This is a genomic window from Pseudoduganella violaceinigra DSM 15887, assembly GCF_000425385.1.
Taxonomy (GTDB): domain Bacteria; phylum Pseudomonadota; class Gammaproteobacteria; order Burkholderiales; family Burkholderiaceae_D; genus Rugamonas; species Rugamonas violaceinigra.
This window is the reverse complement of the sequence record NZ_KE384357.1, coordinates 454,794-476,155: the sequence shown is the minus strand read 5'-3', so window position 1 is coordinate 476,155 and position 21,362 is coordinate 454,794. Positions and strand designations below refer to the sequence as shown.

The window sequence follows — 21,362 nt, the reverse complement described above, 5'->3', positions numbered from 1 at the left end:
GTAAGATGTGCGGAAAAAAAAGCGGGACGGGACCTGCGCCGCAGACCCCGCCCCGTTAGTGTACGCCGGCCGGGCCGGCGCGCCTAAATGCCGCGCCCGCTGATCAGGCGCAGCAAGATCATGATGACCGCCACCACCAGCAAAATATGGATGAAACCACCGATGGTGTAGGAGGTCACCAGGCCGAGCAGCCACAAGATGATGAGTACGACGGCGATGGTATAGAGCATGATATTTTCCTCTCATAGTCCGTAGTCCTGGGTGCATTATTGCCGCGTCCAGCATCGCCATCCGTGCGATACCGAACATCAGCGCCGTTGCAGGCGCCCGTTCACGACAGTCACCGGGTCGCCCGCTTGCCAGTTGGGCGTGCCGCTGGTGACGGTGCGTTCCTTGCCATCGTCCATGCGCACGCGCACCTGGTAATGGGTGGTCGACTTCATATTGCCTTCCACCTGGTTGCCGACCACGGCGCCGCCGACCGCGCCGGCGACAGTGGCCAGCTTGCGGCCGTTGCCGCCGCCGACCTGATGGCCCAGCAGGCCGCCGACAATGGCGCCGCCGGCCGCGCCCAGGCCACTGCCTTCGCCGCGCTGGGTGACGGTACGCACCGATTCCACCACGCCGCAGCTATGGCAGGGGGCCGGAGCCGCCGCCACCTGCGTCGCGGCCGGCTGCATTGCCGGGGCCTCCGCATAGCGCGCCTCGGCACCCTGGCGCTCGGACGGCGCCATCGCGCCGGCATGACTGCCGCTGCCGGAGTAGCCCGAGGTATCGGCCGCACCATTGGCCGCATAAGTGGCGGCTGCCTGGCCGCCGTCGCGCGGCTCCACCTGCACCGCCGCCATCGGCGGGCCCGCCTTGGCGCCCGATTGCGGCAGCCAGCCCATGATGGCCGCGATGCCCACGCCGCAGAACAGCACCACGGCAATGGCTGCGATCAGCAGCACGGGGTGGGTGGTGTAGCTCATGATTTTGGTTTCTCGTTCCATGCTTTAATTCCTTTCCTGTTGGATACAACATTGTCGCGGCCAGGCTCGCTTGCTTCCGTGCGTCAGCGTACATACACGTTTTTTATTTGCCGATACGCTCCGCCTAAACTCCACCAGGCTGACGGCAATGACCCTGAATCTTCATACCGTTCCAAGCAGTGAAACGCCACCACCCCGCATCGGCAACCGCTTGCTGGCCACCTTGCCGGAAGACGACCTCGAACACCTCGCTGGCTTGTGCGAGCTGGTGGAACTGGACGCCGGCGATGTGCTGTTCGAAGCCGGCGAGGCCATCGATTACATCTACTTTCCGCTGGACACACTGGTTTCGCTGCTGGCGGTGGCGGAAGGCCGCATGACGCTGGAAGTCGGCTCGGCCGGACGCGAAGGCATGGTCGGCGCCTCGGTGGCGCTGGGCCAGCGCCGCGCCCAGGTGCGGGCGATTGTCCAGCGCAGCGGCCAGGCCCTGCGCATGGAGGCCGACGATTTCATCGCCGAGTTTGCGGAACTCGAATCGCTGCAGCGCCTGCTGCACCGCTACACCGACAACCTGCTGGCGCAAGCGATCCAGATCGCCGTCTGCAGCCGCTTCCACGTGCTGGAGGCGCGCCTGGCGCGTTCGCTGCTGGTGACGCGCGCCCGGCTGCAATCGGACCGCTTCCATATGACCCATGAATTCCTGGCCCATGCCCTGGGGGTGCGCCGCGTCGGCGTCACCAAGGCGGCCAGCGCCCTGCAAGGGCAGGGCCTGATCAGCTACAGCCGGGGCAATATCGAAATATTGGACCCGGCCGGGCTGGAAGCGGTGTCCTGCCATTGCTATCAGCAGGTCCGCAAGCCTTCCTGAACGCCTTTAACGGCGCGGTTTATTGACTTGGTTACCGATGACGCCACCGACCACGGCGCCCCCCACGGCACCGGTGGTCGAGCCGCCGGTCAGCACCGAGCCGGCGACTGCACCGACCCCGGCGCCAATGGCGGTGTTCTTGTCTTGCGCGGACATCGAGGAGCATGCACCCAGGCTCAGCATGGCAGTGGCAAGCGCGAGGCGGGCTGCGATCTGTTTGGTATTCATGATGTTTCCTCCGTAACTGGGAATACGGTTCCTAGCTTACGGGGAGCTGCCAAGGTGATCTGTTCGCTATTTCACGATGTAACGGTTTGTTACCTTTGCGGTTTGCCGGGCGGCGGCGCCTTGGGCTTCTCCTTGGCCGCCGCCAGCAGGGCGGCGCACTGGTTGTCGCCCTGGCCGCCGGCGCTGATCAGGGGCGCCAGCGCCGCCACCGGCGCCGCCAGCACGCCCAGCGCCAGCGCACCGCCGGCGCGCATGGCGATCACGCCCTTGTCGATGTCGACATCGGGCTGCTTGAGCGAGCCGCGCACATAGATGGGGGCGCGCAGCGAGATGATGCGCAGGCCCTTGCTGTCGGGCTTCAGCGTCAGGTCGATCTGTTCGCTGGCCAGGTTCACGGCGCCATTGATGCGCACCGTGGCATCGTCCGTGTCGGCAATGAAGTAGCGGGTCTGGGCCAGGCCGTCGCGCACGCCGAAATCGCCGGCCAGGCAATTTAGGTGCACCGGCTTGTCGCCGAACATCTTGGTCAGCACGACATTGCCGATGTTCAGTCCCATCTGTTCCAGCAGCAGCTTGCTCACCGTGCCATCGTTGACCAGGGTTTTCAATTCGCCGTTGGAATGGGCCAGCATGGCGGCCACCGAATTGCCCTTGGCGCTCAGCTTGGCGGCGGCGTTGATTTCGCCGATGGTCGCTTGCTTCAGGTCCGGCAGCTTGGGCAGCAGCTGCTTGAGCTTGATATGGCTGGCGTTGGCGTCCAGGGTGGCGGCCACGGTGTCGCCGCTGCTGCCGTCGAGCGTGGCGCTGGAAGCCACCTGGCCGCCGGCGAAATCGAAATCGAGCGGCGCCAGGCGAAGCACGCCGTCCTTCAGATGGAATTCCGTGTGCAGCTTGCTGAGCGGCAGTTCCTTGGTGCGCACGATGCGCTCGGCCTGGAAGCTGACGTCGGCGTCCAGCGCCTTCCAGCGCTCGGTCTTGAAGGTTTCCACCGGCAGCACTTTGCCGGCCGGCTGTACCGCCGCCACGCCGCGCTCTTCCTTCCTGGCATTGGAGTCGGCGCCGATCAGCGGGCCCAGGTCGGCAAATTGCAGCAGGCGCGAGTGCACGACGCCGGTCAGCAGGCCGCGCGGCTGGCGCTGCTGGTAGGACAGGGTGCCGGCGATATCGCTATCGCCCACGCGGCCCGTGAATTTTTCATACGTCCACTGGCTGGCGCCTTCGGCCAGGTGGCCGCTCAGGCGGCCCGCCGTGGTGAAGGGCGGGGTTTCCGGCAGCAGCAGGCCGGTCAGCGCATACAGGCGCGCCGCCGATGCGCCCGACACTTTCAGCTGCAGGTCGATGGCGGCCAGCTGGGCCGGGTTGGTCAAGGTCCCTTCGGCCGCCACGCTGACCAGGCCGACTTTGGCGTCGGCCTGAATCGGGAACGGCAGGCCGGTATCGCGCAGGGCCAGCACGGCGCCGGTCTTGCCCTTGCCGCTGATGTCCTGCTGGTTCCATGTGCCGGCCAGGGTCCAGCGCACGCCGTAGCGCGCGTCATGTTCGAGCGTGTCGACCTTGGCGGTGGCGACCAGCTTTTGCTGTGCGTCGTCGAGCTTGATGCTGCCGCGCGTGAACACCAGGCGATCGAGTTCCAGGCGCCATTCGGACGGCGGGCGCTTCGGCAGGGTCCAGTTGTTGCGGCCGTCGGCCTGGCGCAGCAGGTCCAGCTGCGGCTGGTCGAAACGCAGCTCGGGGATGGCGATTTTGCGGCTTAGCAGGGCAAACGGGCTCAGCGAGAAGCCCAGGCTCTGCGCCATCGCCATGTCGCCTGGCGGCAGGCCGGCCGGGTTACCGATGTGCACATCCTGCGCCACCAGGTGCGGCCAGGGGATATGCTCGCGCCAGCTGCGCGCCGCGGACGGCAGCGCTGGCTTTTGCCAGGTCAGCGCAAGGTTGCCGCGCAGTTCAACCGGCCGTTGCAAGGCTTCGCTGGCGCGCGCGCCCAGCCAGGGGCGGGCGCGGTTCCAGTCATAGTTCAACAGGATGATGAGGGCCAGCGCCGGAATGGCCACGAAAACGCCCAGCACTGCCAGGCTGATCTTTGCACGGCGAGAAAGTGTAGGTGCCATGGCGACAGATTACACCGGCGCGGGCGACCGCAATGTGCGGCACCGTACTGAACCCAGCCGGGACAGCTTATATAACTGCCATACCCCATTCGCTTTGAGGAGAACAACAATGGATTCGCTGAAACGGCTACTAGTGTTGCCCACATGCGTATTTGCATTGGCGGCTTGCAGCAGCATGAAGACCCCGGCCACCGCCGAGGTGGCATCATCGCGCACCGCGGTGGAAGCTGCCGCCTCGACCGGTGCGCCGGAACTGGCGCCGGCTGAAATGTCGGCCGCGCGTGACAAGATGCTGCGCGCCAACCAGGCCCTGGCGGCCAAGGATTACCGCGCCGCCCAGATCCTGGCGCAGGAGGCGCAGGCTGACGCCAAGCTGGCGCAAAGCAAGGCCAGCAGCGCCAAGGCGACCGCGGCCGCCAATCAGCTGCAAGAAGACATCCGGGTGCTGCGCGAGGAGCTCGACCGGGCCAACAGCACCATGACTCGCTGAGAAGGAGCCATCATGTTCAAGACCATCTTAAAACCTGTCGCACTGGCTGCGGCGCTGTCCCTGGCCGCCTGCGGCACCACGCCTTCCACCACCAGTGAACTGGCATCGGCGCGCGCCGATTACGCGCAGGCGCAGGGCAACCCGATGGTGGCCAAATACGCCGCCGCCGAACTGGGTGCGGCCACCCACGCCCTGGACCAGGCCAACACAGCGGCGGCCCGCGGCGAAAGCCTGAACACCGTCGACAACCTGGCCTATATCGCCAAACAAAAAATCGCCAGCGCCCAGGAAATCGCGCGCGCCAAGTCCGCCGAGGAGCAGCTGAAGGATGCTGCGGCCCAGCGCGACCAGGTCCGCCTGCAGGCGCGCACGGCCGAGGCGGAAGCGGCCCAGCGCCGCGCCGACCAGGCCCGCATGGAGGCCGCGAATGCGCAGAACCAGGCCGCCAGCGCCGAGGCCGAGAAGAGCGATGCCCAAGCCCGCGCGGCCGCGCTGGCGCAGCAGCTGGCCGACCTGCAAGCCAAGCAGACCGAGCGCGGCATCGTGATCACGTTTGGCGATGTGCTGTTCAATGTCGACCAGGCCAATCTGACCGAGCAAGGCATGGCGGTGGCCCAGCGCCTGGCCGACGTGCTGCGCGCCAACCCCGACCGTAGCGTGCTGGTGGAAGGTTTCACCGACAGCACCGGCAGCGATGCCTACAATCTGCAGCTGTCGCAGCGCCGCGCGGAAGCGGTGCGTAACGCGCTGAGCCAGATGGGCATCGGGCGCTCGCGCATCGAAACGCGCGGCTACGGCGAAGCCTATCCGGTGGCCAGCAATGCCACGGCGGGCGAGCGCCAGTTGAACCGCCGCGTGGAAATCGTGCTGTCCGAAGCGGGCCGCCCGGTGACCAATCGCCGCTAACCAGGGGAGACTTCATGATCGACAAGAACGCAATCCGCGCGGCGGCCCGCAATATGGCCGACGGTCCGGTGACCGAAGGCTATAAGGGCAACCGCGCCCAGGTGCTGCACATGCTGAACGAGGCGCTGGCCACCGAGCTGGTCTGCATCCACCGCTACAAGCGCCATTACTACACGGTGGTGGGGCTGGCCAATGCCTCGATCAAGGCCGAGTTCCTCGAGCATGCGGCGCAGGAGCAGCAGCATGCCGACTGGCTGGCCGAGCGCATTGTCCAGCTCAATGGAACACCTGATTTCAATCCAGCAACGTTGCTCGATAGGAGCCATGCCGAGTATGATGACTCAAGGGAGGTGCAAGCGATGGTGCGGGCCAACCTGGTGGCAGAACGGGTGGCAATCGAGAGCTATCGCCAGATGATCGAACTGATTGGTGACAGCGACCCGACGACCAAGCAACTCTTGACGCAAATCATGGCGGTGGAGGAAGAACACGCCGACGATATGCGAGACTTATTGGCGTAATTTACTTACCTGCGAGGAGTCCTATCATGCTGGAACAGAATATCAGTACCGTCAACAACGATGTGAAAACCCTGGTCAAGGATGCGCAAGCCCTGTTCACGGCCGCCACCGCCCTGACCGGCGAAAAAGCCGATGAGCTGCGCGGCCGCGGCATGAAGGCCCTCGACACGGCGCTGGCCAAGGCCCACGAAGCCCAGGCCAGCGCGATTGCGGGAGCCAAGCAGGCCGCCGCCTCGACCGATGCCTACGTCAAGGAAAACCCATGGCGTTCGATCGCCGTGGCCGCTGGCGTGGGCTTGCTGGTAGGCGTGATCCTCGGCCGCAAATAATGGCTTCCGAGAACCAGGCTCCGCCACCACCGCCTGGCCTGATCGCTTCCTTGGCCGGGCTCGCCAAAAATTGCCTGCATCTTTTGCTGTCGCGCCTGGAACTGGCGGCCATCGAGCTGACCGAGGTGCGCGACACGCTGCTGCAATTGTCCATCGTTTTTGCGGTGGCCATGCTCGCTGCCTGGTTCGCGATCGCCTTTGGCACGGCCACCCTGATCTACCTGTGCTGGGAAGCGATGGGCTGGAAAATCCTGCTGCTGTTGGCGGTCGCCTTTGCCGTCGTGGCGCTCGGCCTGGTGCTGTGGGGGCGCAGCCTGGTGCGGCAAGGCAAACTGGGCTTGACCACCACGATGGCGGAGTTGAAGTCCGACCGCGACATGCTGCTTTGAAAGGGAGACCATGGCATCACGAGAACAGTTGGCGGCCAACGCGGTCGCCAAGGAAAGGCTGGTGCGGCAAGGGGAGTTGTACCGCCTCAGCGCACTGCGCGCCAAGCATGAAGTGATCAACGCACTGCAGCCGCAAGCCTTGCTGCATGGGGCGCTGGAGCACGCGGTCGGCGCGCTGCAATCGCGGCTGGGGATCTTCATCGGCCAGGGCGGCGGCCTGTCCGGCCTCAGCTTCAAAACGGTGCTGCCGTATGCGCTGACGCTGGGCTCGTGGATCGCCCGCAAGCGCATGTGGAAACCGGCCGCCGCGGCCGGCGTGCTCGCTGCCGTGGGCGCCTGGTGGCTGATGCGGCGCAAGCCCGATGCTTAAGGCGTCTTGCGCAGGCGCGACATATACTGGGTTGTAATGCCGAGGTAGGAAGCCAGGGCGCGCTGGGTGATGCGCTGCTCCAGGCCGGGAAAATGGCTGCGGAAGGCTTCCAGCCGCGCTTCCGCCGTGCTGTGGCTGCGAATCTGCAGGTTGGCCGCATAGCGGCGGATACTGCATTCGATAATCTTCAGGTAATACTCGTGCACGAAGTTGTGCTCGGCCTTGTGGCGCTGCATGGCGGCCCAGTCGATGCGCCACGCTTCCACGGCGGTTTCGGCGACGAAGAATTCGCGCGCCGGCTCCCCTTGCAGGGCGCCCATCATATCGCTGTGCGAACCGGTGTTTTCGCCCTCGGTGATAAAGCCCAGGGTCAGGTCTTCGCCGGCGATGGAAATATGGCCGCGCCGCGCCACCCCACTGGCAATCCAGTCGTAATGGGTGGCGCGCGTGCCGGCTTCCTGCAGCATCGTTCCCTTGCGCACCTGGATCGGGGCGACATGGGGCGCGCTCAGTGCGGTGTAGCGGTCGTACAGCTCATTGTCGATGCCCAGGCGGTGGACCGTCGCTGCACGGTGTTGCTCTCTTTGTAATTGGTATGCATGTGGCATGCGCCCATGATACCCGACTTTTACCTTTGGTCAGGCTGCCTTTTGATGGCGCAGCCTGACCGGCGGCTTATTTGCCGCTGGTTTCATAGGTTTTCGACAAGTCGCGCGTGGCCAGGTGGATTTGCTGCAGATTGGCCAGGTCGGCCTGGGCGGTACGGTGCGCTTCCTTCACGCAGTCGCTACGGGCGCCGGCATGGCCTTCCTCCTTGCAGCTTGCCAGGGCTTCGCGCAGGGCGGCATTGATTTCCTTGCGCAAGGTGGCGAGTTGGGCCGCTTCGCCGCGGTCCGGCCGGGTCCAGCGCGGCGGGTCGCCGCGCTTGAGCTCCTGTTGTTGTAGTTTGGCAATTTCAGGCGGTGTTACCTGGGCGCCCGCCAGCCCGCACAAACTCAGGGCCAGGGTGGCGCCGATCAAGATTTTCATGATGGGCCTCCATGTGCTATAGCCTGCCGGTCAGCAGCAGGATGAGCAGGACGACAACAATCAGCCCGGCCAAGCCGCTCGGGGCATAGCCCCAGTTGCGGCTATGCGGCCAGGTGGGCAGGGCGCCGATGACAAGCAGGACCAGCACAATCAGCAGGATAGTGGCCATGACGGGCTCCCTTTAGTAACGATATACCCGGCCGTCGACCACGCGCACGCGGCTGCCGACCCGCAGGTCGTAGGCGCTGTCCTGGTTGACGGTACGGTAGTCGCCGTTATCGAGGCGTATGCTGATCTGGTATACGTCGCGCGGCATATTGCGGTTTTCTTCGACGCGGTTGCCAATCACGGCGCCGCCGATGGCACCGGCGGCGGTGGCTGCGGTACGGCCGTTACCGGAGCCGATCTGGCTGCCGGCCAGGGCGCCCAGCAAGCCGCCGGCGACGGCGCCGGCCCCGCTGGTGGACGGATCGACGCGTACCACGCGGATCGAATCGATCGTGCCATAGGTCGAGACATCGGCCTGGGTGGAAGCGTCGGTCGCTTGCGGATACGTGGAATTGCTGGCGCAGCCGGCCGTCAATGCGGCGAGCGCCACCATGCTTGCTGCCAGGGATACAGTCGGTTTCATAACAGCTCCTCCTGTGAGTGGGAATAGGCGCAGCTTAGGTCTGGCCGCATGCGCTCGTCTGTGCGATCCCGCACAATGTTCGGTAGCGAACAGAAGTCAAGCTTTGTTAGCTGGACACTAGTGCCCGGAACACCCACCTCACATAGGAGAAACGCCATGAAAATCGCACAGAAATTTGCCACTGCCGTATTCATCGCATCCACCCTTGGCCTGGCCGGTTGCGCCTCGACCCCGACCCAGGAAAGCGCCGGCGAATACATCGACGACGCCGCTCTGACCACCAAGGTCAAAGCCAGCATCTTCAACGAGCCTTCGCTGAAGTCGACGGAAATCAATGTCGAAACCTTCAAAGGCACCGTGCAGCTGAGCGGCTTCGTGGCCCAGCCTGCCGACATCTCGCGCGCCGGCGACATTGCCCGGGGCGTGAAAGGTGTCAAGCAAGTGAAGAACGACATCCGCGTCAAATAAACGCGGCTGGTTTGGCGTATGCGCTTGGCGCAGACCATCCTGGCCACTGTCGCCTTCCTGTACGCCTTGCAGTGGGGCCAGGGCTTCCTGGTGCCACTGCTGCTCGGCATCCTGCTGGCCTATACACTGAATCCTGTGATCGGCTGGCTGGAACGCCTGCGTATCCGGCGCGCGCTTGGCACCGCCCTCGTCACCTGCGCCATCCTGGTCGGGATGGTGGTGACGGTGGAGAAGGTGCATGACGAATTTTCCAATATCATCGACGAGCTGCCCGATGCGGGGCGCAAGCTGTCGCGCCTGGTGGCCGACACCACCAGTGGCAAGGACAGCACGCTAAAGCGCATCCAGGACGTCGCCACCCAAATTGAACAAGCCACCGCCGGCAAACCGGCGCCGCTGCCGCGCAAGACCACCGTCATTACCCAGGAGGGCGGGCACATCAAGGTCATCGACTGGGTCTGGGCCGGCTCGCGCGGGCTGCTGTCCTTCCTGAGCCAGGCCACCATGGTGGTGTTCCTGGTGTTCTTCCTCCTGTTATCCGGCGACACCTTCAAACGCAAGCTGGTCAAGCTGGCCGGGCCCTCGCTGTCGCGCAAGAAGGTCACGCTGCAAATCCTCGACGAAATCAATTCCTCGATCCAGGGCTATATGTTCATGCTGCTGGTGACCAATGTGCTGCTGGCGCTGCTGATGTGGCTGGCACTCAACTTCATCGGACTGGAGAACGCCGGCGCCTGGGCCATTGTGGCCGGCCTGCTGCACCTGATGCCATATTTCGGCCCCTTGCTGATCGTCTGCGCGCTCAGTATCGCGACCTATTTGCAGACCGAATCGCTGCAGGCGGTCGCCCTGGTCGCACTGGCCGCGAGCGCGATCGCCACCCTGGTGGGCACGGTCATCGCCACCTGGATGACGGGGCGCATCGCGCGCATGAATGCTGCCGCCGTCTTTGTCAGCCTGCTGTTCTGGGGCTGGCTGTGGGGCGTGTGGGGCTTGCTGCTCGGCGTGCCGGTGGTGGTGATCGTGAAAGTGGTCGCCGAAAAAGTGGAAGGCATGGAAGTGGTCGCCGAGCTGCTTGGCGAGTGACGAGCGCTTCGAGTGACAGCAAAAACTGGAGCCCTGATCCGTTTGCGGAAATGCGGGGAAACCGAGATAAAAGGCGCGTTACGGACGGAATCGGCAATGCACGGCGCAGGCGGGCGTCGATCCCAGGGTGGCATCCCGTTTACAATATAGGTATGTCATCCAAGTCCCCAATCTTTCCCGGCCCCCGTACCATGCGCGGTGCCGTGCTCGCGGTACTACTTTCCAACGTCGACCAAACTGGTAGCGAACCGTTACGAGGACGAGTCACACTGGCTGCAATCGTAAAGACCCTCAAACGTAAATACCACTGGCCGATTGAAACGACCAGTTTTCCATCGACCGCCGCCGACGGTCGCGCGACCTGGGCTACGGTGTACAGTTTGCCTCCGGAGGTCATCGCTGCAGCCTTGGACGCAAGAGGTCACGACTGGCTAAAGAGCGCTGGGCAGGTTCCCGACGCGTCATAAGTGGCTGTTAGCGAATAGAGGCCTCGCGCTGACATCTCTGCTGGTTGGTTCCGCCCATCTGCAGACCTCAGTTTCCTTGAACCACACGAATTGAGTCGGAAATGCATACACAAACCCCTAGGCTGCTAGCGAACATCATGCTTCAGCGATTTTCCGCCAGCGAAGATGGAATGCACGTGGAATTGCTCGAGTCCAAAGACAGTCCCCAACCATTGATTACCTTTCGCGAGGATGAAGCGCTCGGAATGCAGGTACTGCTCCATATACAAGATGGTGATCTTGCGTTCGCGCTAGCCGACCTTGAGCGGGCGATTGAATTTGCCAAGCTGGAAGTGCGCAAGGAGTCGTTTTATGGCTGAGCAGCTCGTCACGGCCGCAAGCAGTCGTCCACCTCATTCGCGAGATGCTCAGTGAGGGGCGATGGATTTGTACAAACTGAGCGGATTTTCGAATCGAAACACGTTAGGCATGAAGATGCACATTCAACTTAGAGCAGGCAATTCTCGCGACGGTAAGCCCGTTTTCGAACCGGTTCACGTTCATCCTTTAGAGAACGGAAAATACAGAATCGAGTTTACTCCAGGCCTGGCGTACGGCATCGCCGCCGGGGACGAAGTCGACATTTCGGACGACGGAACTTATAGAGTCATGTCCCGTGCGGGAAACCTTGCGGTTCGAGTTCTATCTAAGCAATCGGTTTGTAATCTCGCCCCTATTCTGACGGCTCAAGTCGAACTTTTGGGTGGCCGTCTTGACGGGAGTGTTGAGCTGGGCCTCGCATACACAATTCCTCTCACTGCGGGTTTCGCTGCTGTTGAGCGCGTTTTCAATTCGTTTATCGTCGACTATCCGGCGGCGGTATGGGAGTATGGAAACGTCTATTCTGAAGATGGGTCTCCCTTAAACTGGTGGCTGGAGATCGAATAAGTTCGACCGCATTCGGCCAGAAGCGGACGTTGCCTGCAGCATTTTCAAAAGCTTTAGGCTGAAGCCCGCGGTTATGCAGGCGTGTATGAAGACTGCTCGACTAACTCTTCCCTCAAGCACAGTTTGTGAACTTGAATGAGGTCAGATAGGTTCGAGGTCCCGTTGGCCGTTTCCGGCCAGAAGCCGACGTTCCCGGCATGGTAAAGGAAAGGTGTTGGAGTTGAATGGATTTAAATATTGCTGAGATTTTTCACGAGAGCGGTGAGCTTCAGTATCGTTACTCTCGTTATCTTTCGAACGACGGCTCGAAATGGGTGCGCCACGGCTTGTTCACGGCATTTCATCGGAACGGTGAGCTGGCTTCCGAGGGAACCTATATTGATGGATTGGAGGACGGCAACTGGCGCGACTTTCATGAAAATGGGCTGGTAGCCGCAGAAGGTTCCTACGTAAAAGGTGTCGAAACAGGTACTTGGCGTTATTGGAACGCTGACGGGGCTGAAGCGTAAGAATCGACAACGTCATTTACTGCCTACGGCCAAGAGCCGCAACACCATTGGGGAGTATGATTAACCAGTTTGCTCTCCCGCTTCGCCCCTTTTCAGTTGGAGGCGCTATGGTCTACGATGATCGCAAAGGTCGCAATTACTTGAACGACCTATCATCTAACAACTTCAACGAAGGCACTAGGGTAAGAAATGCGCAAACTGGTAACGAGAGGATCGTCAAGGTCGTAGGCGCTGTAGTGGTGGCTGCAGTGATTGCAGCTATTTACTATCTCAGCGACTTTCGAGACGCCCCTGCTGAGGTCAGAAACCCCACAAAACCTGCGGTCCACGCGCCTGCAATGCAATTGACTACCCCAGAGCACTCAGTTGGTTCAATGCCCACAATTAAATCTTCAGAACCCGAAGAGGTTACTGTCACCTTAGAGAACTATCGTTTCAAAGGTGATAGTCAGCGAATCACTTGCTCAGGAACCACCGGAAACATTAGCTGTAAGGCGGCGCAGCCTCAAGACTGAAAAATATGCCGCTGCGAAAATCCCTGTGATGCTACCGGTCCAACATCGGTGATCACCAAGGACGGTCATCCCGGCCCGCAAATCGGGGCGGCAGAGCCTAGCTATTCGGCGTCCGCCATAACGAGACCTTCTCCATTTTTCAACGTCGGCCACATGCGTGTTTTGTCGGTTTTGTTAATGCTGGGGGCGCGCAGTGAAAGAGCACCGGACCAGGCGGCATAAGGGGTTCGTGCCTCGATGGTAAGCTAGTTTGATACCGCAGCAGCCCATGCTATATTGCTAGTTTTCAATGTGTAACACGTTGCGCCGCTCAAAAGCATGATCAATTCTTTCCATTCTACGGTCCTAGTGTTGGCGCATAAAGAAGGCGCCAAGCCGCCAGACATTCAGGCTCTTCAAAATAGCTTCCCTGAGTTACCGCTGTCCTTTACTGATCTTCTTGCGGAAGCTACGGAAATTGAGATTTCTTACAAGGGGAAGTACCTGAGACTGTACGGCCCTGCGAGATGCATTGAGATGAATGACGCATACGAAATTTCAAAAAGGATTGCTGGTGCGATTCTTGTGGGTGATAACGGTGGTGGCGAAGCGTTGATTTTTCTCCCAGGCCCGGAGCGCGGGATTTACAGAGTAGGCTACGGTTCGCTTGCGCTGGACGATGCTGAATTCGTAGCCCAGAGCATAGAAGTCCTGCTCTGCATGGCCGAGGTTGACGCCACCAAAATTGGCGGGGTCGATGCATGAGATATTTTCCGTCCAACCCTACATTCCAGCGGACCATCTTCTGCACCCGTTGAATTCGCAAGTTGATACCGCAGGCAGAATCCGGCCAACAGCCGACATTCGAACTTGTAAGTCACATGGAAATTTATAAGCTGCGATTCTCTTTCGATCCAGACTCCGGCATTTGCCTTTGGTCGGAAAATGAACTGGCCAGAGATAGGTTCGGATATCCTGTTGAGTTGGACAGCCTTGAAATTGCGCCGTCTGTGAAGAAGCGGGCGGAAGAACTGATAACACGATTTGATACGTCCCTGGATTGGAGTGACCCGGCAGGGCCTTCGCTATGGTCGGGTTTGGAACGTGAGCATTTTCTGGCTGATGCTGCCGGCTTGCTCCGGTCACTTCAGGAATGCCTGGGGGCTGGCTTTGAGATACAAGATTGCAGCCGCTGACCTAGGCCGGCCAGAAGCAGCCTGATACGATTGGGCCGCACCCTTTAATGCGACTTTACGCTCTCGAGAAGATTTGTTATGGAACGCCCTCCACACCACGCAGTATTGGATATGCCACACGAGTACGATATAGTCGATTTTCGCTACTTTGTAGATAGGCAGGAAGCCGATCAGTCTTTCATCGATTTGACTCTCGAGAAGGATGGTGAGGTAGTTGCGCTTCGGTTCTGGAAGCCAGTCAATCTAATCATTGAGCAGGGCTTTCCAATTGCAACTGCTGGGATGGTTTTCTACGACGTCTCTTCGTATCACTTAGAAGATATTGGGGTCGAGGTAGCCGACTTCGAGGCATCAAATGGTTCGATTACATTCTCGGCCAAAAGCGTGGAGCGAATTACACCAGTAGCGCTCGCAAGTTAGAAATCTGTCGGTATCGGCCAGGAGCAGCCATTGGTACAAAATCTTCAATCGAATTGGATCCACCTTATGCTTAGACGGTTCCTTGCTTGCCTTTTAATGCTCGTATTGCACGGCCTTGCTATTGGACAGGAAAGCCCAACACCTTCGCAACAGTGCACCATTGGCCCACTGGAGAAGACGTTTGGTCAAACGAAGTGGTTGCTATACGGTTGCGATAGCGCGCAAGCCGCTGTATTGGTCCCGGCGAAGGGCAACCCCGCAGCACCGTTCTTCTTTCTAGTCTTTCGCGATGGAGCAAGTTATAGGATATATGGCGAGGGACTAGGGGATAAGAAAGTGACAGGTGCTGTGATGGAGGAGCTGAAGTCTTTGCCAGGCGAAGCATTGGCCCAGCTAGTGCTCGATGCGCAAGCGCCCAAGCGCTAGATGGGGCGTCCATCCCGGCCAGGAACGGGCCTTCAATACTAGCGATGCGTAAAAAATTTCTGCTGCCCCTCGGACTGCTGCTGACTCAACTTTCGGGTTGTTGGCAAACAGCGCTCTATCAAGAAGATTTGATTGGACCTTATCGTCTTTTTGCGATTGACCTTTCCGAGCAAATGAGTATCTGCTATGCGGCTGATGACCAGGACACATGTAACGAGCGTATTTCCGAAACTGTTTTTTCCGTAGGATGGAATGAACGTTTCCTCGTTGCAAAACAACACCCGTCCAACGACAAGTCCGTAACCAATTACTTCATTCTCGACATGAGCACGGATAAGAAGAATCTGAATTCGAGCGCAAGCGTTATGGGACCGTTTTCTGAGTCGGAATACAAGAAACAATCTCTTGCAATGGCGTTGCCAGAGTTCAGTCGAACCATGGATGACTTAAAATGAAGGTGTCATTTAGAGTATCTCGGTCTGCGATTGCGAGTGCTTTACAATCGAATTCGACGGTCGATCTGAGGTTGAAGCCTCATTGGAAGGTACTGCGGCGAATTTACCGACACTGATTAAGGACGTCGAATTGGTTGCGAGAGCGCTAACGGCAGAAGATATTTCGTTCTGGATCGAGGTTACCGACTCAGTTCAGAATCCCTTGCACTATTACCATAATCGATGCCCGGATCAGTAGTCGAGCTGGGCGTACTGTTTCCGCTCGCTCCCGGCCAAAAACGGAAGAGCGGAATCGACCATATAAAGGCCGATTTTTGCTGAACAGTTCATTCAACCCGGACTCGCTAGAGCGCCGGTTAATTCATCCACGTTGGATCGCGCATGCTCCACCTCGCCATCGCACTAGCATTAGCCACCTATTGGTGTTCGTTTTATCTGCCGCTTCCTCCCTATGGCTTCATGTCCTTGGGCTTTGCAGTCGTTCCACTCATCGTTCTTGGTGGCTCATTCATCCTGTGGTTTTTGATGTTGCGCAAGTTATTCGGGAAACATAAGCTGCAAGGACGTCTGCTTGAATATGCCCTTGGGCTTGCCAACAGTCTTGCACTGCTCACCATCATGGTTCACGCGTACAACGCATACAGCTCAGGGCACTCCGCTGCACCGACGAGCATCGACGCAATTATGGTCGCCAACCCTATCTTAGTTTTCGAGAGGGTTCTTCGCGCCTGCTATCCGTTCGTAAAATTGGCTGTCTTATGCCTCGGTCTTGCATATGGTTACCGCCTCTATAGGGCAACTCGTCACGTGCGAACCTTCACGACCTAACATCGCACTCAATATGGACCGTTGCAAGCGTCGCTTTATAAAATCGCAAATGTCCGCAGAGGGGCGAAAGCGGCCTCGCAAGGGATTGCCAGTCCCAAGTCGAGGCAGGGCTGCGACAGGTCAATGCTGCCTGTCGTTCGCAGGCGTTCAGCCGCGTACCGCGTCGTTGTTCTTGGCGTGGTGGATGCGGCGGCTTTCGCGGTTCTCTGCGCGCTGGATGCGGCCTTGTTCGTGCGCGCCCACATGGCCGTCGGCGCCGGCATTGGCTTCACGCTTGGCGATATGGCCTTCCTGGCGTTCCAAACGGCCGGCCTCACGGTTGGTCAGCTCACCCGAACGTACGCCTTGCTCGATGCGCTTTTGCTGGTTGACGTTGCGCTGCACGTCGGCCTGCATGCGCTTGGAGGATGCGGAATTCGGGTTGCCTACGTCGGCGTCATGCTTCTCGCGGTAGATGTCGTGGCTGACCTGGTTCTGCGCCGCGTCGATACGCTGCTGCTCCTGCGCCGACACGTGTCCGTCCTTGAGCGCGCGCGCCTGCATCTGGTCGACATGCGCTTCTTCGCGCTCGAGTTTTGCCGCTTCGCGTGTATTCAGCTGGCCTGATTTCAGGCCCTGCTCGATGCGCTCCTGTTGGTTGACGTTGCGCTGAACGTCGTGACCGGTTTGCGCATAGGCGCTGGCGCCCAGGCCGAACAGGCCGGCGGCCAAAAGCAGGGAGCGCAGCAGGGTGGAATTCGTTTTCATGACATATCTCCTTTTGTAGGGTGACCAGCAAATGCGCTTGTCTTGACGCCATCATGCTTGAGATCCGCCCGCAGGGGATTGAACGGCTTGTAAGCCTCGTAAGCAGTTGTTTCAGGCTAATTCAGGACAGGCTGCCAAGCTGCAGGGCGTACTGGCGCGCGAATTCGGCACCGAGGAAGAAGACTTGGGCCGAGTAGTAGACCCAGAGCAGGACGGCAATCATCGAACCGGCGGCGCCGAAGCTGTCGGTGACGCCGCTGTTGCCGATATAGGCGCCGATAGCGTATTTGCCGAGCGTGAACAGGGCTGCCGTGCCGAAGGCGCCGATGAGCACGTCGCGCCAGGACAGTTTCACGCGCGGCAGCATCTTGTAGATCACGCCGAACAGGGCTCCGATCACGAAGAAGCTGATCACATGGTTGATGACGGTCAGCAGCTGGGCGGCATCGTGCCAGTAGGCGCCCATTTTCTTTTCGAGGAAGGTGAGGGCGGCGCTGACCACCAGCGATACCAGCAGCAGGAAGGCCAGCACCAGCACCATGCCGAAAGAGAGCAGGCGGGTGCGCAGCGTATCCCAGATCCCGCTGCCCGTGTTGGGGGGCAGCTGCCAGATGTCGTCGAGGCTCGCTTTAAGCTCGGCGAACACGCTGGTGGCGCCGAACAACAGCAGGGCGCCGGCAACCGCGGTGGCGATCATGCCCTGCTTTTCATTGGCGGCACCGGACAGGATCAGCTGGATCGCTTGCGCGCCCTGGCTGCCCACCAGGCCGCGCAATTGGAAAAACAGCTCGCCCTGGGCCGCTTCCCTGCCGTAGAACAGGCCTGCAATGGCGATCACCAGCACCAGGATGGGCGCGAGCGAGAACAAGGTGTAGAAGGCGAGCGCCGCGCCCTTGCTGCTGGCACGATGTTCCAGCCACTGCGTGACCGCGCACCAGCCGACAAGGGGCAACTTCCTGGCGATATGGGGGATGCGTCTCCAGCTCATGGGGCGAGCTTACGCCGCGCTGGCCTGGCTGACCGTGCGGCGGGACACAAAAAAAGGGCCCGAAGGCCCTTTTTTGACTGCGTCGGCAGTAATTACTTGGCGCGGCGCTGCGCGGTCACCTGGTCGATTTCCACGCGACGGTTAGGCTCCAGGCACTTGATCAGGTCGGCACGCTTCATCTTCTTGTCGTTGCACTGAACCACTGGCTGGGACTTGCCCTTGCCTTGTGCGGACAGACGTGAAGCGGACACGCCCTTGCTCACCAGGTAAGCCTTGACGGCTTCAGCACGGCGCTCGGACAGCTTCTGGTTGTATTTGTCGGCACCCAGACGGTCGGTGTGGCCGGTGATGACCACGTTGTTGACCGAGGTGTCATCGTTCAGCAGCTTGGCCATGTCGTCCAGCTTCGGCTGTTCCGGCGCCAGGTTGGCGCTGTCGAAGGCGAACAGTTCGTTAGCGGCCATGGTCACTTTTTCGAACTTCGGCGCTGCTGGCGGTGGTGGCGGCGGAGCGACTGGTTCCGCTGCCGGCTGGACTACTGGAGCCACTGGTGCCGGAGCTGGGGCTGGTGCCGGGGCTGGCTGCGGCGCAGCGCCGAGCAGATAGTTCAGCGACAGCATCAGGTACTTGTTGTTCGAGTACGAATGGTTGAACTCGTCGCCGCGGAGGAAGCCGTGCACGTTGCGCAGGTCAGCTTGCAGGAACAGGCGCTTGGTCAGGTCAACCTGTACGCCGATACCGGCCGCCAGGAATGGCGAGGTGCGGGTTGGCTCGGCCAGGCTGGTGGCCAAATTGTTTTTGTCGCGCTGCAGGCCGCCACCGACCAGCAGGAATGGGCGGAAGTAGCTGCGATTAAACATGTACAGAGCATCGGCGCCCAGCACTTTCTGGGTGTAACGGTTGCTCAGGTCTTCAGAGGAACCGTAGGTGGCGTTCATCTGCAAGTCCCATTTCTCATTCAGCGCCTTGCCCAGTTTCAGGCCGTAAGCAGCATCGTCTTTGCTGGTGGCCCAAGCGCTGTCGGGACGCATGGCGCCACCTTGGACACCGACGTACCAGTTTTGGTTGAGCAGGTCTTGGGCCGAAGCGGCGAAAGACGCCGACATCAGCGCTGCGGCGATGGCGATATTTTTAATCTTATTCACAAGAAAACTCCCGTTGTTTGAGTAGCAAAGCCGCGCAGAAAAAAGTCGCGCGGCTCCATTTCCCAGCTAAGTTACTTGGCTGTGGGCTTAGTGTAGGCGTGGATTTCCGCCAATCTCTGTGCGATGGCGCACAATTGCCTTGAATTATAGCAAGTATGTAGTCTTTTTACAACGTGGATGTAATTTCAGTATTGGAGTTTCGTCCAGGCCGCCATCCCAACGGGCAGGGATGGCGGCTGCGTTCCTATTGCTTGGCTGGCTCGGGCGGCGGGGTTTGCGGCTGCACGATCACCGTGTCGCTGCCCGGTTTGCCCGGCTCGCCCTGCGGGCCCGGGGCGCCGGGTTTGCCGGGTTCACCCTGTGGGCCGGCTGGCCCCGGTGGTCCGGGCACCACGGCCGGCTGTGGCGGCGCCGGTTCCACGGCCGGTGGTGGATTGTTGGTAACGGTCTTTTCGCAGGCGCTCAGGGCGACCAGGGCCATGGCTGCGAGCAGGACTGGGTATTTCATGATCGTTCCCTCTCTGGTTGGTTGATGCCGGATTCAGCATAGAGGGCGGCCCGCTTGCCCATCTGTTCGGGAACTCACACAGCCCCCCTTGATCTAAGCCTGGACGGACTCATATTGGCAAATAGCTAATGTTAGTTTGTTCGTATGTTCGTTGCCGCACAGACCGATGAGTCGCAGGCAGGCATTCTGGAGCCTGTGAATCCACCCTGGCATCTACAAGGAGTGTTCAAATGCACGCTATCAGAGAATCGTCCCATGGCCTCGAAATCGAAGCTACCCTTGAGCTGCCGGCACCTATGCCGGCCGTCCCGTCACGTCCCCGCCTGGCGCTGGTTGAGCGTCCCGGTCCGATTACGGAACGCAAAGCCCTGTCGCTAGCCCCAATCGAACGCGTCCGTTCCACCTCGGCAACACTGCGCCGTATTGAAAATATGCAGAAACTGGTGGCGGAATTACAAAACCATGAAATGCTGGCGGACGAAATCGCCTGGTTCCTGAAGTTTTCGCCTTCCGGAGCCCGCAAATACATTCGCGACCTGCGTGAAGCCGGCGTGATCGAATTGGCTCGCTATATCGAAGGCACGGCGACCTACCTGGGCAAGGCTGTCTACCAGCTGACCCCGGACGCCGAACGCGTGCAGGCCTTCCTGGCGGCAATCGCCCAGCCGAAGCGCGAAGGCGCGCCGCCGCGTAAAGAGCGTCCCAGCCTGCGCGAGCAGAACATGGCCGGCAATGGCCGTCATTTCCATATTCTGGCCGATGACACCCATTATGCGATCCGCGTCAACCGGGCACCGGTGCAGCGCGATCCCCTGGTGGCAGCCCTGTTCGGCGTCCCATCGTCCATGCAAAAGGCTCTGCCGTAAGCAGGGAACGGTGATAAGCTTCCAGTGACGGTATGTTGAAATGCCGTTAGGCAGCCCCATCTGTGGCGGAACAAGTTCTGTTATGGACGGCATTATGGAAGCTTTGCTTTGGCTTATTTTGACGGCGCTGGTCATCTCGGTGCCAATCGTGTACCCACGCTGGACATTGCGGCGGGCCCTTGCGCGCCCGCTGGCGGCGGCCGACCAGGCCGTCCTGGAAGCCAGCGTCCCCTTTTACCGCAAACTGACGCCGGAGCAGCAGCGCCAATTGCAGCGGATGGTGGCGCAATTCCTGCATCAGAAGAAATTCATCGGCTGCGCCGGCCTGGAAGTCACGTCCGCGATGCGGATCACCATTGCCGCCCAGGCCTGCCTGCTGCTGCTCGATAAGCCGAGCAAGGTCTATCGCGCCCTCCACACCATCCTGCTGTATCCGTCCGCCTTCATTGCCGAGCGCAACGAGGTCGGGGCGGGCGGCGTCGTCACGCCGGCGCGCCAGCAGATGCTGGGCGAATCCTGGAGCGACGGCCGCATCGTGCTGTCCTGGGACGATGTCGAGCGCGGTACGCGGGACTGGCAAGGCGGCAATAACGTGGTCCTGCATGAATTCGCCCACCAGCTCGACAGCGAATCGGGCAGCAATAATGGCGCCCCCTACCTGGGCAGCCCGGACAGCTACCGCAGCTGGTCGCAAGTGCTGTCGCGCGATTACGCCAACCTGCGCCAGGAAGCCTGGCTGGGGCGCCAGGACGGGGTGCTCGACCATTACGGCGCCACCAGCCCGGCCGAGTTTTTCGCCGTCGTCACCGAAACCTTCTTCACCCGGCCCTGGCAGCTGGCCGCGCGCCATGCGGCGCTGTACGGCGAACTGCGCAAATACTACCGGGTCGACCCGCGCGACTGGCTGCCCGCGCCACCGCCGCCGGAACCTGAGCCGGCCTTCCTGTCGATGTCCATGCCGGTGCGTTCATTCGCCTGGGCAGATTGGTAAG

General features: G+C 60.6%; 32 protein-coding genes. 20 read left to right on the top strand and 12 right to left on the bottom strand.

Features of this window, described 5'->3' with window-relative positions; genetic code table 11:
• Positions 1 to 83 precede the first annotated feature (83 nt).
• Both H597_RS35065 and H597_RS0121955 read right to left on the bottom strand, forming a co-directional pair.
• Positions 84 to 230, bottom strand: a complete 147-nt coding sequence (locus tag H597_RS35065; RefSeq protein ID WP_154668220.1) for a lmo0937 family membrane protein — start codon at positions 228 to 230, stop codon at positions 84 to 86.
• A 78-nt stretch (positions 231 to 308) separates the two neighbouring features.
• Positions 309 to 992, bottom strand: coding sequence for a glycine zipper 2TM domain-containing protein (locus tag H597_RS0121955; protein ID WP_051294009.1), 684 nt, complete (start codon positions 990 to 992; stop codon positions 309 to 311).
• 127 nt (positions 993 to 1,119) lie between these two features.
• Here H597_RS0121955 and H597_RS32035 point away from each other — a divergent pair, with 127 nt between their 5' ends.
• Complete coding sequence (locus tag H597_RS32035; RefSeq protein WP_035374867.1) at positions 1,120 to 1,839, top strand: Crp/Fnr family transcriptional regulator; 720 nt, start codon at positions 1,120 to 1,122, stop codon at positions 1,837 to 1,839.
• A gap of 6 nt (positions 1,840 to 1,845) precedes the next feature.
• Here the strand turns inward: H597_RS32035 and H597_RS0121945 are convergent, their stop codons facing one another.
• Both H597_RS0121945 and H597_RS0121940 read right to left on the bottom strand, forming a co-directional pair.
• Positions 1,846 to 2,067: a YMGG-like glycine zipper-containing protein gene (locus tag H597_RS0121945; RefSeq protein WP_035374866.1), complete on the bottom strand. Its 222-nt coding sequence runs from the start codon at positions 2,065 to 2,067 to the stop codon at positions 1,846 to 1,848.
• An 89-nt stretch (positions 2,068 to 2,156) separates the two neighbouring features.
• The gene (locus H597_RS0121940) at positions 2,157 to 4,175 is read right to left on the bottom strand and encodes an AsmA family protein (protein ID WP_035374865.1); all 2,019 of its coding nucleotides are present in this window, start codon (positions 4,173 to 4,175) and stop codon (positions 2,157 to 2,159) included.
• 109 nt (positions 4,176 to 4,284) lie between these two features.
• Between H597_RS0121940 and H597_RS0121935 the strand changes: the two genes are divergently transcribed.
• From H597_RS0121935 to H597_RS0121910, 6 genes are read left to right on the top strand one after another with little or no spacing between them, the layout of a single operon-like run.
• The gene (locus tag H597_RS0121935) at positions 4,285 to 4,665 is read left to right on the top strand and encodes a DUF4398 domain-containing protein (RefSeq protein ID WP_051294008.1); all 381 of its coding nucleotides are present in this window, start codon (positions 4,285 to 4,287) and stop codon (positions 4,663 to 4,665) included.
• A gap of 12 nt (positions 4,666 to 4,677) precedes the next feature.
• The gene (locus tag H597_RS0121930; protein WP_028104004.1) at positions 4,678 to 5,571 is read left to right on the top strand and encodes an OmpA family protein; all 894 of its coding nucleotides are present in this window, start codon (positions 4,678 to 4,680) and stop codon (positions 5,569 to 5,571) included.
• Between the two features lie 14 nt (positions 5,572 to 5,585).
• A complete protein-coding gene (locus tag H597_RS0121925) occupies positions 5,586 to 6,092 on the top strand; it encodes a ferritin-like domain-containing protein (protein WP_028104003.1) in 507 nt (168 codons plus the stop codon).
• Between the two features lie 26 nt (positions 6,093 to 6,118).
• Positions 6,119 to 6,421: an ElaB/YgaM/YqjD family protein gene (locus H597_RS0121920; protein WP_028104002.1), complete on the top strand. Its 303-nt coding sequence runs from the start codon at positions 6,119 to 6,121 to the stop codon at positions 6,419 to 6,421.
• Positions 6,421 to 6,810, top strand: a complete 390-nt coding sequence (locus H597_RS0121915; RefSeq protein WP_028104001.1) for a phage holin family protein — start codon at positions 6,421 to 6,423, stop codon at positions 6,808 to 6,810. The genes H597_RS0121920 and H597_RS0121915 overlap by 1 nt, the downstream gene beginning before the upstream one ends.
• A 10-nt stretch (positions 6,811 to 6,820) precedes the next feature.
• Positions 6,821 to 7,180, top strand: coding sequence for a hypothetical protein (locus H597_RS0121910; RefSeq protein WP_028104000.1), 360 nt, complete (start codon positions 6,821 to 6,823; stop codon positions 7,178 to 7,180).
• On the opposite strand, the gene H597_RS0121905 is transcribed toward H597_RS0121910, so the two are convergent.
• From H597_RS0121905 to H597_RS0121890, 4 genes are all read right to left on the bottom strand, one after another.
• The gene (locus H597_RS0121905) at positions 7,177 to 7,788 is read right to left on the bottom strand and encodes a Crp/Fnr family transcriptional regulator (RefSeq protein ID WP_051294007.1); all 612 of its coding nucleotides are present in this window, start codon (positions 7,786 to 7,788) and stop codon (positions 7,177 to 7,179) included. The genes H597_RS0121910 and H597_RS0121905 overlap by 4 nt on opposite strands.
• A gap of 67 nt (positions 7,789 to 7,855) precedes the next feature.
• Complete coding sequence (locus tag H597_RS32030; RefSeq protein ID WP_051294006.1) at positions 7,856 to 8,209, bottom strand: hypothetical protein; 354 nt, start codon at positions 8,207 to 8,209, stop codon at positions 7,856 to 7,858.
• 16 nt (positions 8,210 to 8,225) lie between these two features.
• Positions 8,226 to 8,378, bottom strand: coding sequence for a DUF3309 domain-containing protein (locus H597_RS34315; RefSeq protein WP_035374864.1), 153 nt, complete (start codon positions 8,376 to 8,378; stop codon positions 8,226 to 8,228).
• A gap of 12 nt (positions 8,379 to 8,390) precedes the next feature.
• Positions 8,391 to 8,840: a glycine zipper 2TM domain-containing protein gene (locus H597_RS0121890; RefSeq protein WP_028103998.1), complete on the bottom strand. Its 450-nt coding sequence runs from the start codon at positions 8,838 to 8,840 to the stop codon at positions 8,391 to 8,393.
• 156 nt (positions 8,841 to 8,996) lie between these two features.
• Between H597_RS0121890 and H597_RS0121885 the strand changes: the two genes are divergently transcribed.
• From H597_RS0121885 to H597_RS0121835, 11 genes are all read left to right on the top strand, one after another.
• A complete protein-coding gene (locus H597_RS0121885) occupies positions 8,997 to 9,308 on the top strand; it encodes a BON domain-containing protein (RefSeq protein ID WP_028103997.1) in 312 nt (103 codons plus the stop codon).
• A gap of 18 nt (positions 9,309 to 9,326) precedes the next feature.
• Entirely contained in the window at positions 9,327 to 10,394 is a 1,068-nt protein-coding gene (locus H597_RS32020) for an AI-2E family transporter (RefSeq protein WP_154668219.1), read from the top strand.
• Positions 10,395 to 10,962: 568 nt separating this feature from the next.
• Positions 10,963 to 11,220 (top strand): hypothetical protein, encoded by a 258-nt coding sequence (locus tag H597_RS0121875; protein WP_028103996.1) that lies wholly within the window; start codon positions 10,963 to 10,965, stop codon positions 11,218 to 11,220.
• 61 nt (positions 11,221 to 11,281) lie between these two features.
• The gene (locus H597_RS0121870; protein WP_083941225.1) at positions 11,282 to 11,788 is read left to right on the top strand and encodes a DUF4265 domain-containing protein; all 507 of its coding nucleotides are present in this window, start codon (positions 11,282 to 11,284) and stop codon (positions 11,786 to 11,788) included.
• Between the two features lie 224 nt (positions 11,789 to 12,012).
• On the top strand, positions 12,013 to 12,297 hold the full coding sequence (locus H597_RS0121865) for a toxin-antitoxin system YwqK family antitoxin (RefSeq protein ID WP_028103994.1): 285 nt from the start codon (positions 12,013 to 12,015) through the stop codon (positions 12,295 to 12,297).
• 107 nt (positions 12,298 to 12,404) lie between these two features.
• A complete protein-coding gene (locus H597_RS35060) occupies positions 12,405 to 12,812 on the top strand; it encodes a hypothetical protein (RefSeq protein ID WP_154668218.1) in 408 nt (135 codons plus the stop codon).
• Between the two features lie 318 nt (positions 12,813 to 13,130).
• On the top strand, positions 13,131 to 13,556 hold the full coding sequence (locus H597_RS0121860; RefSeq protein WP_028103993.1) for a hypothetical protein: 426 nt from the start codon (positions 13,131 to 13,133) through the stop codon (positions 13,554 to 13,556).
• 116 nt (positions 13,557 to 13,672) lie between these two features.
• Complete coding sequence (locus H597_RS35055; RefSeq protein ID WP_154668217.1) at positions 13,673 to 13,987, top strand: immunity protein CdiI family protein; 315 nt, start codon at positions 13,673 to 13,675, stop codon at positions 13,985 to 13,987.
• 78 nt (positions 13,988 to 14,065) lie between these two features.
• Positions 14,066 to 14,407 (top strand): hypothetical protein, encoded by a 342-nt coding sequence (locus H597_RS0121855; protein WP_028103992.1) that lies wholly within the window; start codon positions 14,066 to 14,068, stop codon positions 14,405 to 14,407.
• 470 nt (positions 14,408 to 14,877) lie between these two features.
• Positions 14,878 to 15,288 carry a DUF3997 domain-containing protein gene (locus H597_RS0121845; RefSeq protein WP_028103990.1) on the top strand — a complete coding sequence of 137 codons (411 nt, stop codon included), beginning with the start codon at positions 14,878 to 14,880 and terminating at the stop codon, positions 15,286 to 15,288.
• A 381-nt stretch (positions 15,289 to 15,669) separates the two neighbouring features.
• Complete coding sequence (locus tag H597_RS0121835; RefSeq protein ID WP_028103989.1) at positions 15,670 to 16,116, top strand: hypothetical protein; 447 nt, start codon at positions 15,670 to 15,672, stop codon at positions 16,114 to 16,116.
• Positions 16,117 to 16,263: 147 nt separating this feature from the next.
• Here H597_RS0121835 and H597_RS0121830 read toward each other — a convergent pair whose 3' ends face one another.
• The 4 genes from H597_RS0121830 to H597_RS35410 form a co-directional block, all read right to left on the bottom strand.
• Entirely contained in the window at positions 16,264 to 16,863 is a 600-nt protein-coding gene (locus H597_RS0121830; protein WP_035374863.1) for a hypothetical protein, read from the bottom strand.
• A 121-nt stretch (positions 16,864 to 16,984) separates the two neighbouring features.
• Entirely contained in the window at positions 16,985 to 17,851 is an 867-nt protein-coding gene (locus tag H597_RS0121825; protein ID WP_028103987.1) for a YihY/virulence factor BrkB family protein, read from the bottom strand.
• A 92-nt stretch (positions 17,852 to 17,943) separates the two neighbouring features.
• Entirely contained in the window at positions 17,944 to 18,996 is a 1,053-nt protein-coding gene (locus H597_RS0121820; protein ID WP_028103986.1) for an OmpA family protein, read from the bottom strand.
• Between the two features lie 244 nt (positions 18,997 to 19,240).
• Positions 19,241 to 19,504 (bottom strand): hypothetical protein, encoded by a 264-nt coding sequence (locus H597_RS35410; protein WP_028103985.1) that lies wholly within the window; start codon positions 19,502 to 19,504, stop codon positions 19,241 to 19,243.
• 296 nt (positions 19,505 to 19,800) lie between these two features.
• Between H597_RS35410 and H597_RS0121810 the strand changes: the two genes are divergently transcribed.
• Positions 19,801 to 20,370 carry a winged helix-turn-helix domain-containing protein gene (locus H597_RS0121810; protein ID WP_035374862.1) on the top strand — a complete coding sequence of 190 codons (570 nt, stop codon included), beginning with the start codon at positions 19,801 to 19,803 and terminating at the stop codon, positions 20,368 to 20,370.
• A gap of 94 nt (positions 20,371 to 20,464) precedes the next feature.
• On the top strand, positions 20,465 to 21,361 hold the full coding sequence (locus H597_RS0121805) for a M90 family metallopeptidase (protein WP_028103983.1): 897 nt from the start codon (positions 20,465 to 20,467) through the stop codon (positions 21,359 to 21,361).
• Position 21,362: the final 1 nt, after the last annotated feature.

Bases quoted from the DNA above. Each gene is read 5' to 3' on its own strand.
- H597_RS0121875 (WP_028103996.1), top strand. From the start codon at position 10,963: ATGCATACACAAACCCCTAGGCTGCTAGCGAACATCATGCTTCAGCGA.
- H597_RS0121910 (WP_028104000.1), top strand. From the start codon at position 6,821: ATGGCATCACGAGAACAGTTGGCGGCCAACGCGGTCGCCAAGGAAAGG.
- H597_RS0121920 (WP_028104002.1), top strand. From the start codon at position 6,119: ATGCTGGAACAGAATATCAGTACCGTCAACAACGATGTGAAAACCCTG.
- H597_RS0121925 (WP_028104003.1), top strand. From the start codon at position 5,586: ATGATCGACAAGAACGCAATCCGCGCGGCGGCCCGCAATATGGCCGAC.
- H597_RS35410 (WP_028103985.1), bottom strand. From the start codon at position 19,504: ATGAAATACCCAGTCCTGCTCGCAGCCATGGCCCTGGTCGCCCTGAGC.
- H597_RS35065 (WP_154668220.1), bottom strand. From the start codon at position 230: ATGCTCTATACCATCGCCGTCGTACTCATCATCTTGTGGCTGCTCGGC.
- H597_RS0121945 (WP_035374866.1), bottom strand. From the start codon at position 2,067: ATGAATACCAAACAGATCGCAGCCCGCCTCGCGCTTGCCACTGCCATG.
- H597_RS0121905 (WP_051294007.1), bottom strand. From the start codon at position 7,788: ATGCCACATGCATACCAATTACAAAGAGAGCAACACCGTGCAGCGACG.
- H597_RS0121885 (WP_028103997.1), top strand. From the start codon at position 8,997: ATGAAAATCGCACAGAAATTTGCCACTGCCGTATTCATCGCATCCACC.
- H597_RS32035 (WP_035374867.1), top strand. From the start codon at position 1,120: ATGACCCTGAATCTTCATACCGTTCCAAGCAGTGAAACGCCACCACCC.
- H597_RS0121830 (WP_035374863.1), bottom strand. From the start codon at position 16,863: ATGAAAACGAATTCCACCCTGCTGCGCTCCCTGCTTTTGGCCGCCGGC.
- H597_RS0121825 (WP_028103987.1), bottom strand. From the start codon at position 17,851: ATGAGCTGGAGACGCATCCCCCATATCGCCAGGAAGTTGCCCCTTGTC.
- H597_RS0121870 (WP_083941225.1), top strand. From the start codon at position 11,282: ATGGATTTGTACAAACTGAGCGGATTTTCGAATCGAAACACGTTAGGC.
- H597_RS0121835 (WP_028103989.1), top strand. From the start codon at position 15,670: ATGCTCCACCTCGCCATCGCACTAGCATTAGCCACCTATTGGTGTTCG.
- H597_RS0121955 (WP_051294009.1), bottom strand. From the start codon at position 992: ATGGAACGAGAAACCAAAATCATGAGCTACACCACCCACCCCGTGCTG.
- H597_RS0121855 (WP_028103992.1), top strand. From the start codon at position 14,066: ATGGAACGCCCTCCACACCACGCAGTATTGGATATGCCACACGAGTAC.
- H597_RS0121890 (WP_028103998.1), bottom strand. From the start codon at position 8,840: ATGAAACCGACTGTATCCCTGGCAGCAAGCATGGTGGCGCTCGCCGCA.
- H597_RS0121940 (WP_035374865.1), bottom strand. From the start codon at position 4,175: ATGGCACCTACACTTTCTCGCCGTGCAAAGATCAGCCTGGCAGTGCTG.
- H597_RS0121935 (WP_051294008.1), top strand. From the start codon at position 4,285: ATGGATTCGCTGAAACGGCTACTAGTGTTGCCCACATGCGTATTTGCA.
- H597_RS0121845 (WP_028103990.1), top strand. From the start codon at position 14,878: ATGCGTAAAAAATTTCTGCTGCCCCTCGGACTGCTGCTGACTCAACTT.
- H597_RS0121805 (WP_028103983.1), top strand. From the start codon at position 20,465: ATGGAAGCTTTGCTTTGGCTTATTTTGACGGCGCTGGTCATCTCGGTG.
- H597_RS0121930 (WP_028104004.1), top strand. From the start codon at position 4,678: ATGTTCAAGACCATCTTAAAACCTGTCGCACTGGCTGCGGCGCTGTCC.
- H597_RS32020 (WP_154668219.1), top strand. From the start codon at position 9,327: ATGCGCTTGGCGCAGACCATCCTGGCCACTGTCGCCTTCCTGTACGCC.
- H597_RS0121810 (WP_035374862.1), top strand. From the start codon at position 19,801: ATGCCGGCCGTCCCGTCACGTCCCCGCCTGGCGCTGGTTGAGCGTCCC.
- H597_RS32030 (WP_051294006.1), bottom strand. From the start codon at position 8,209: ATGAAAATCTTGATCGGCGCCACCCTGGCCCTGAGTTTGTGCGGGCTG.
- H597_RS35055 (WP_154668217.1), top strand. From the start codon at position 13,673: ATGGAAATTTATAAGCTGCGATTCTCTTTCGATCCAGACTCCGGCATT.
- H597_RS34315 (WP_035374864.1), bottom strand. From the start codon at position 8,378: ATGGCCACTATCCTGCTGATTGTGCTGGTCCTGCTTGTCATCGGCGCC.
- H597_RS0121915 (WP_028104001.1), top strand. From the start codon at position 6,421: ATGGCTTCCGAGAACCAGGCTCCGCCACCACCGCCTGGCCTGATCGCT.
- H597_RS0121865 (WP_028103994.1), top strand. From the start codon at position 12,013: ATGGATTTAAATATTGCTGAGATTTTTCACGAGAGCGGTGAGCTTCAG.
- H597_RS35060 (WP_154668218.1), top strand. From the start codon at position 12,405: ATGGTCTACGATGATCGCAAAGGTCGCAATTACTTGAACGACCTATCA.
- H597_RS0121860 (WP_028103993.1), top strand. From the start codon at position 13,131: ATGATCAATTCTTTCCATTCTACGGTCCTAGTGTTGGCGCATAAAGAA.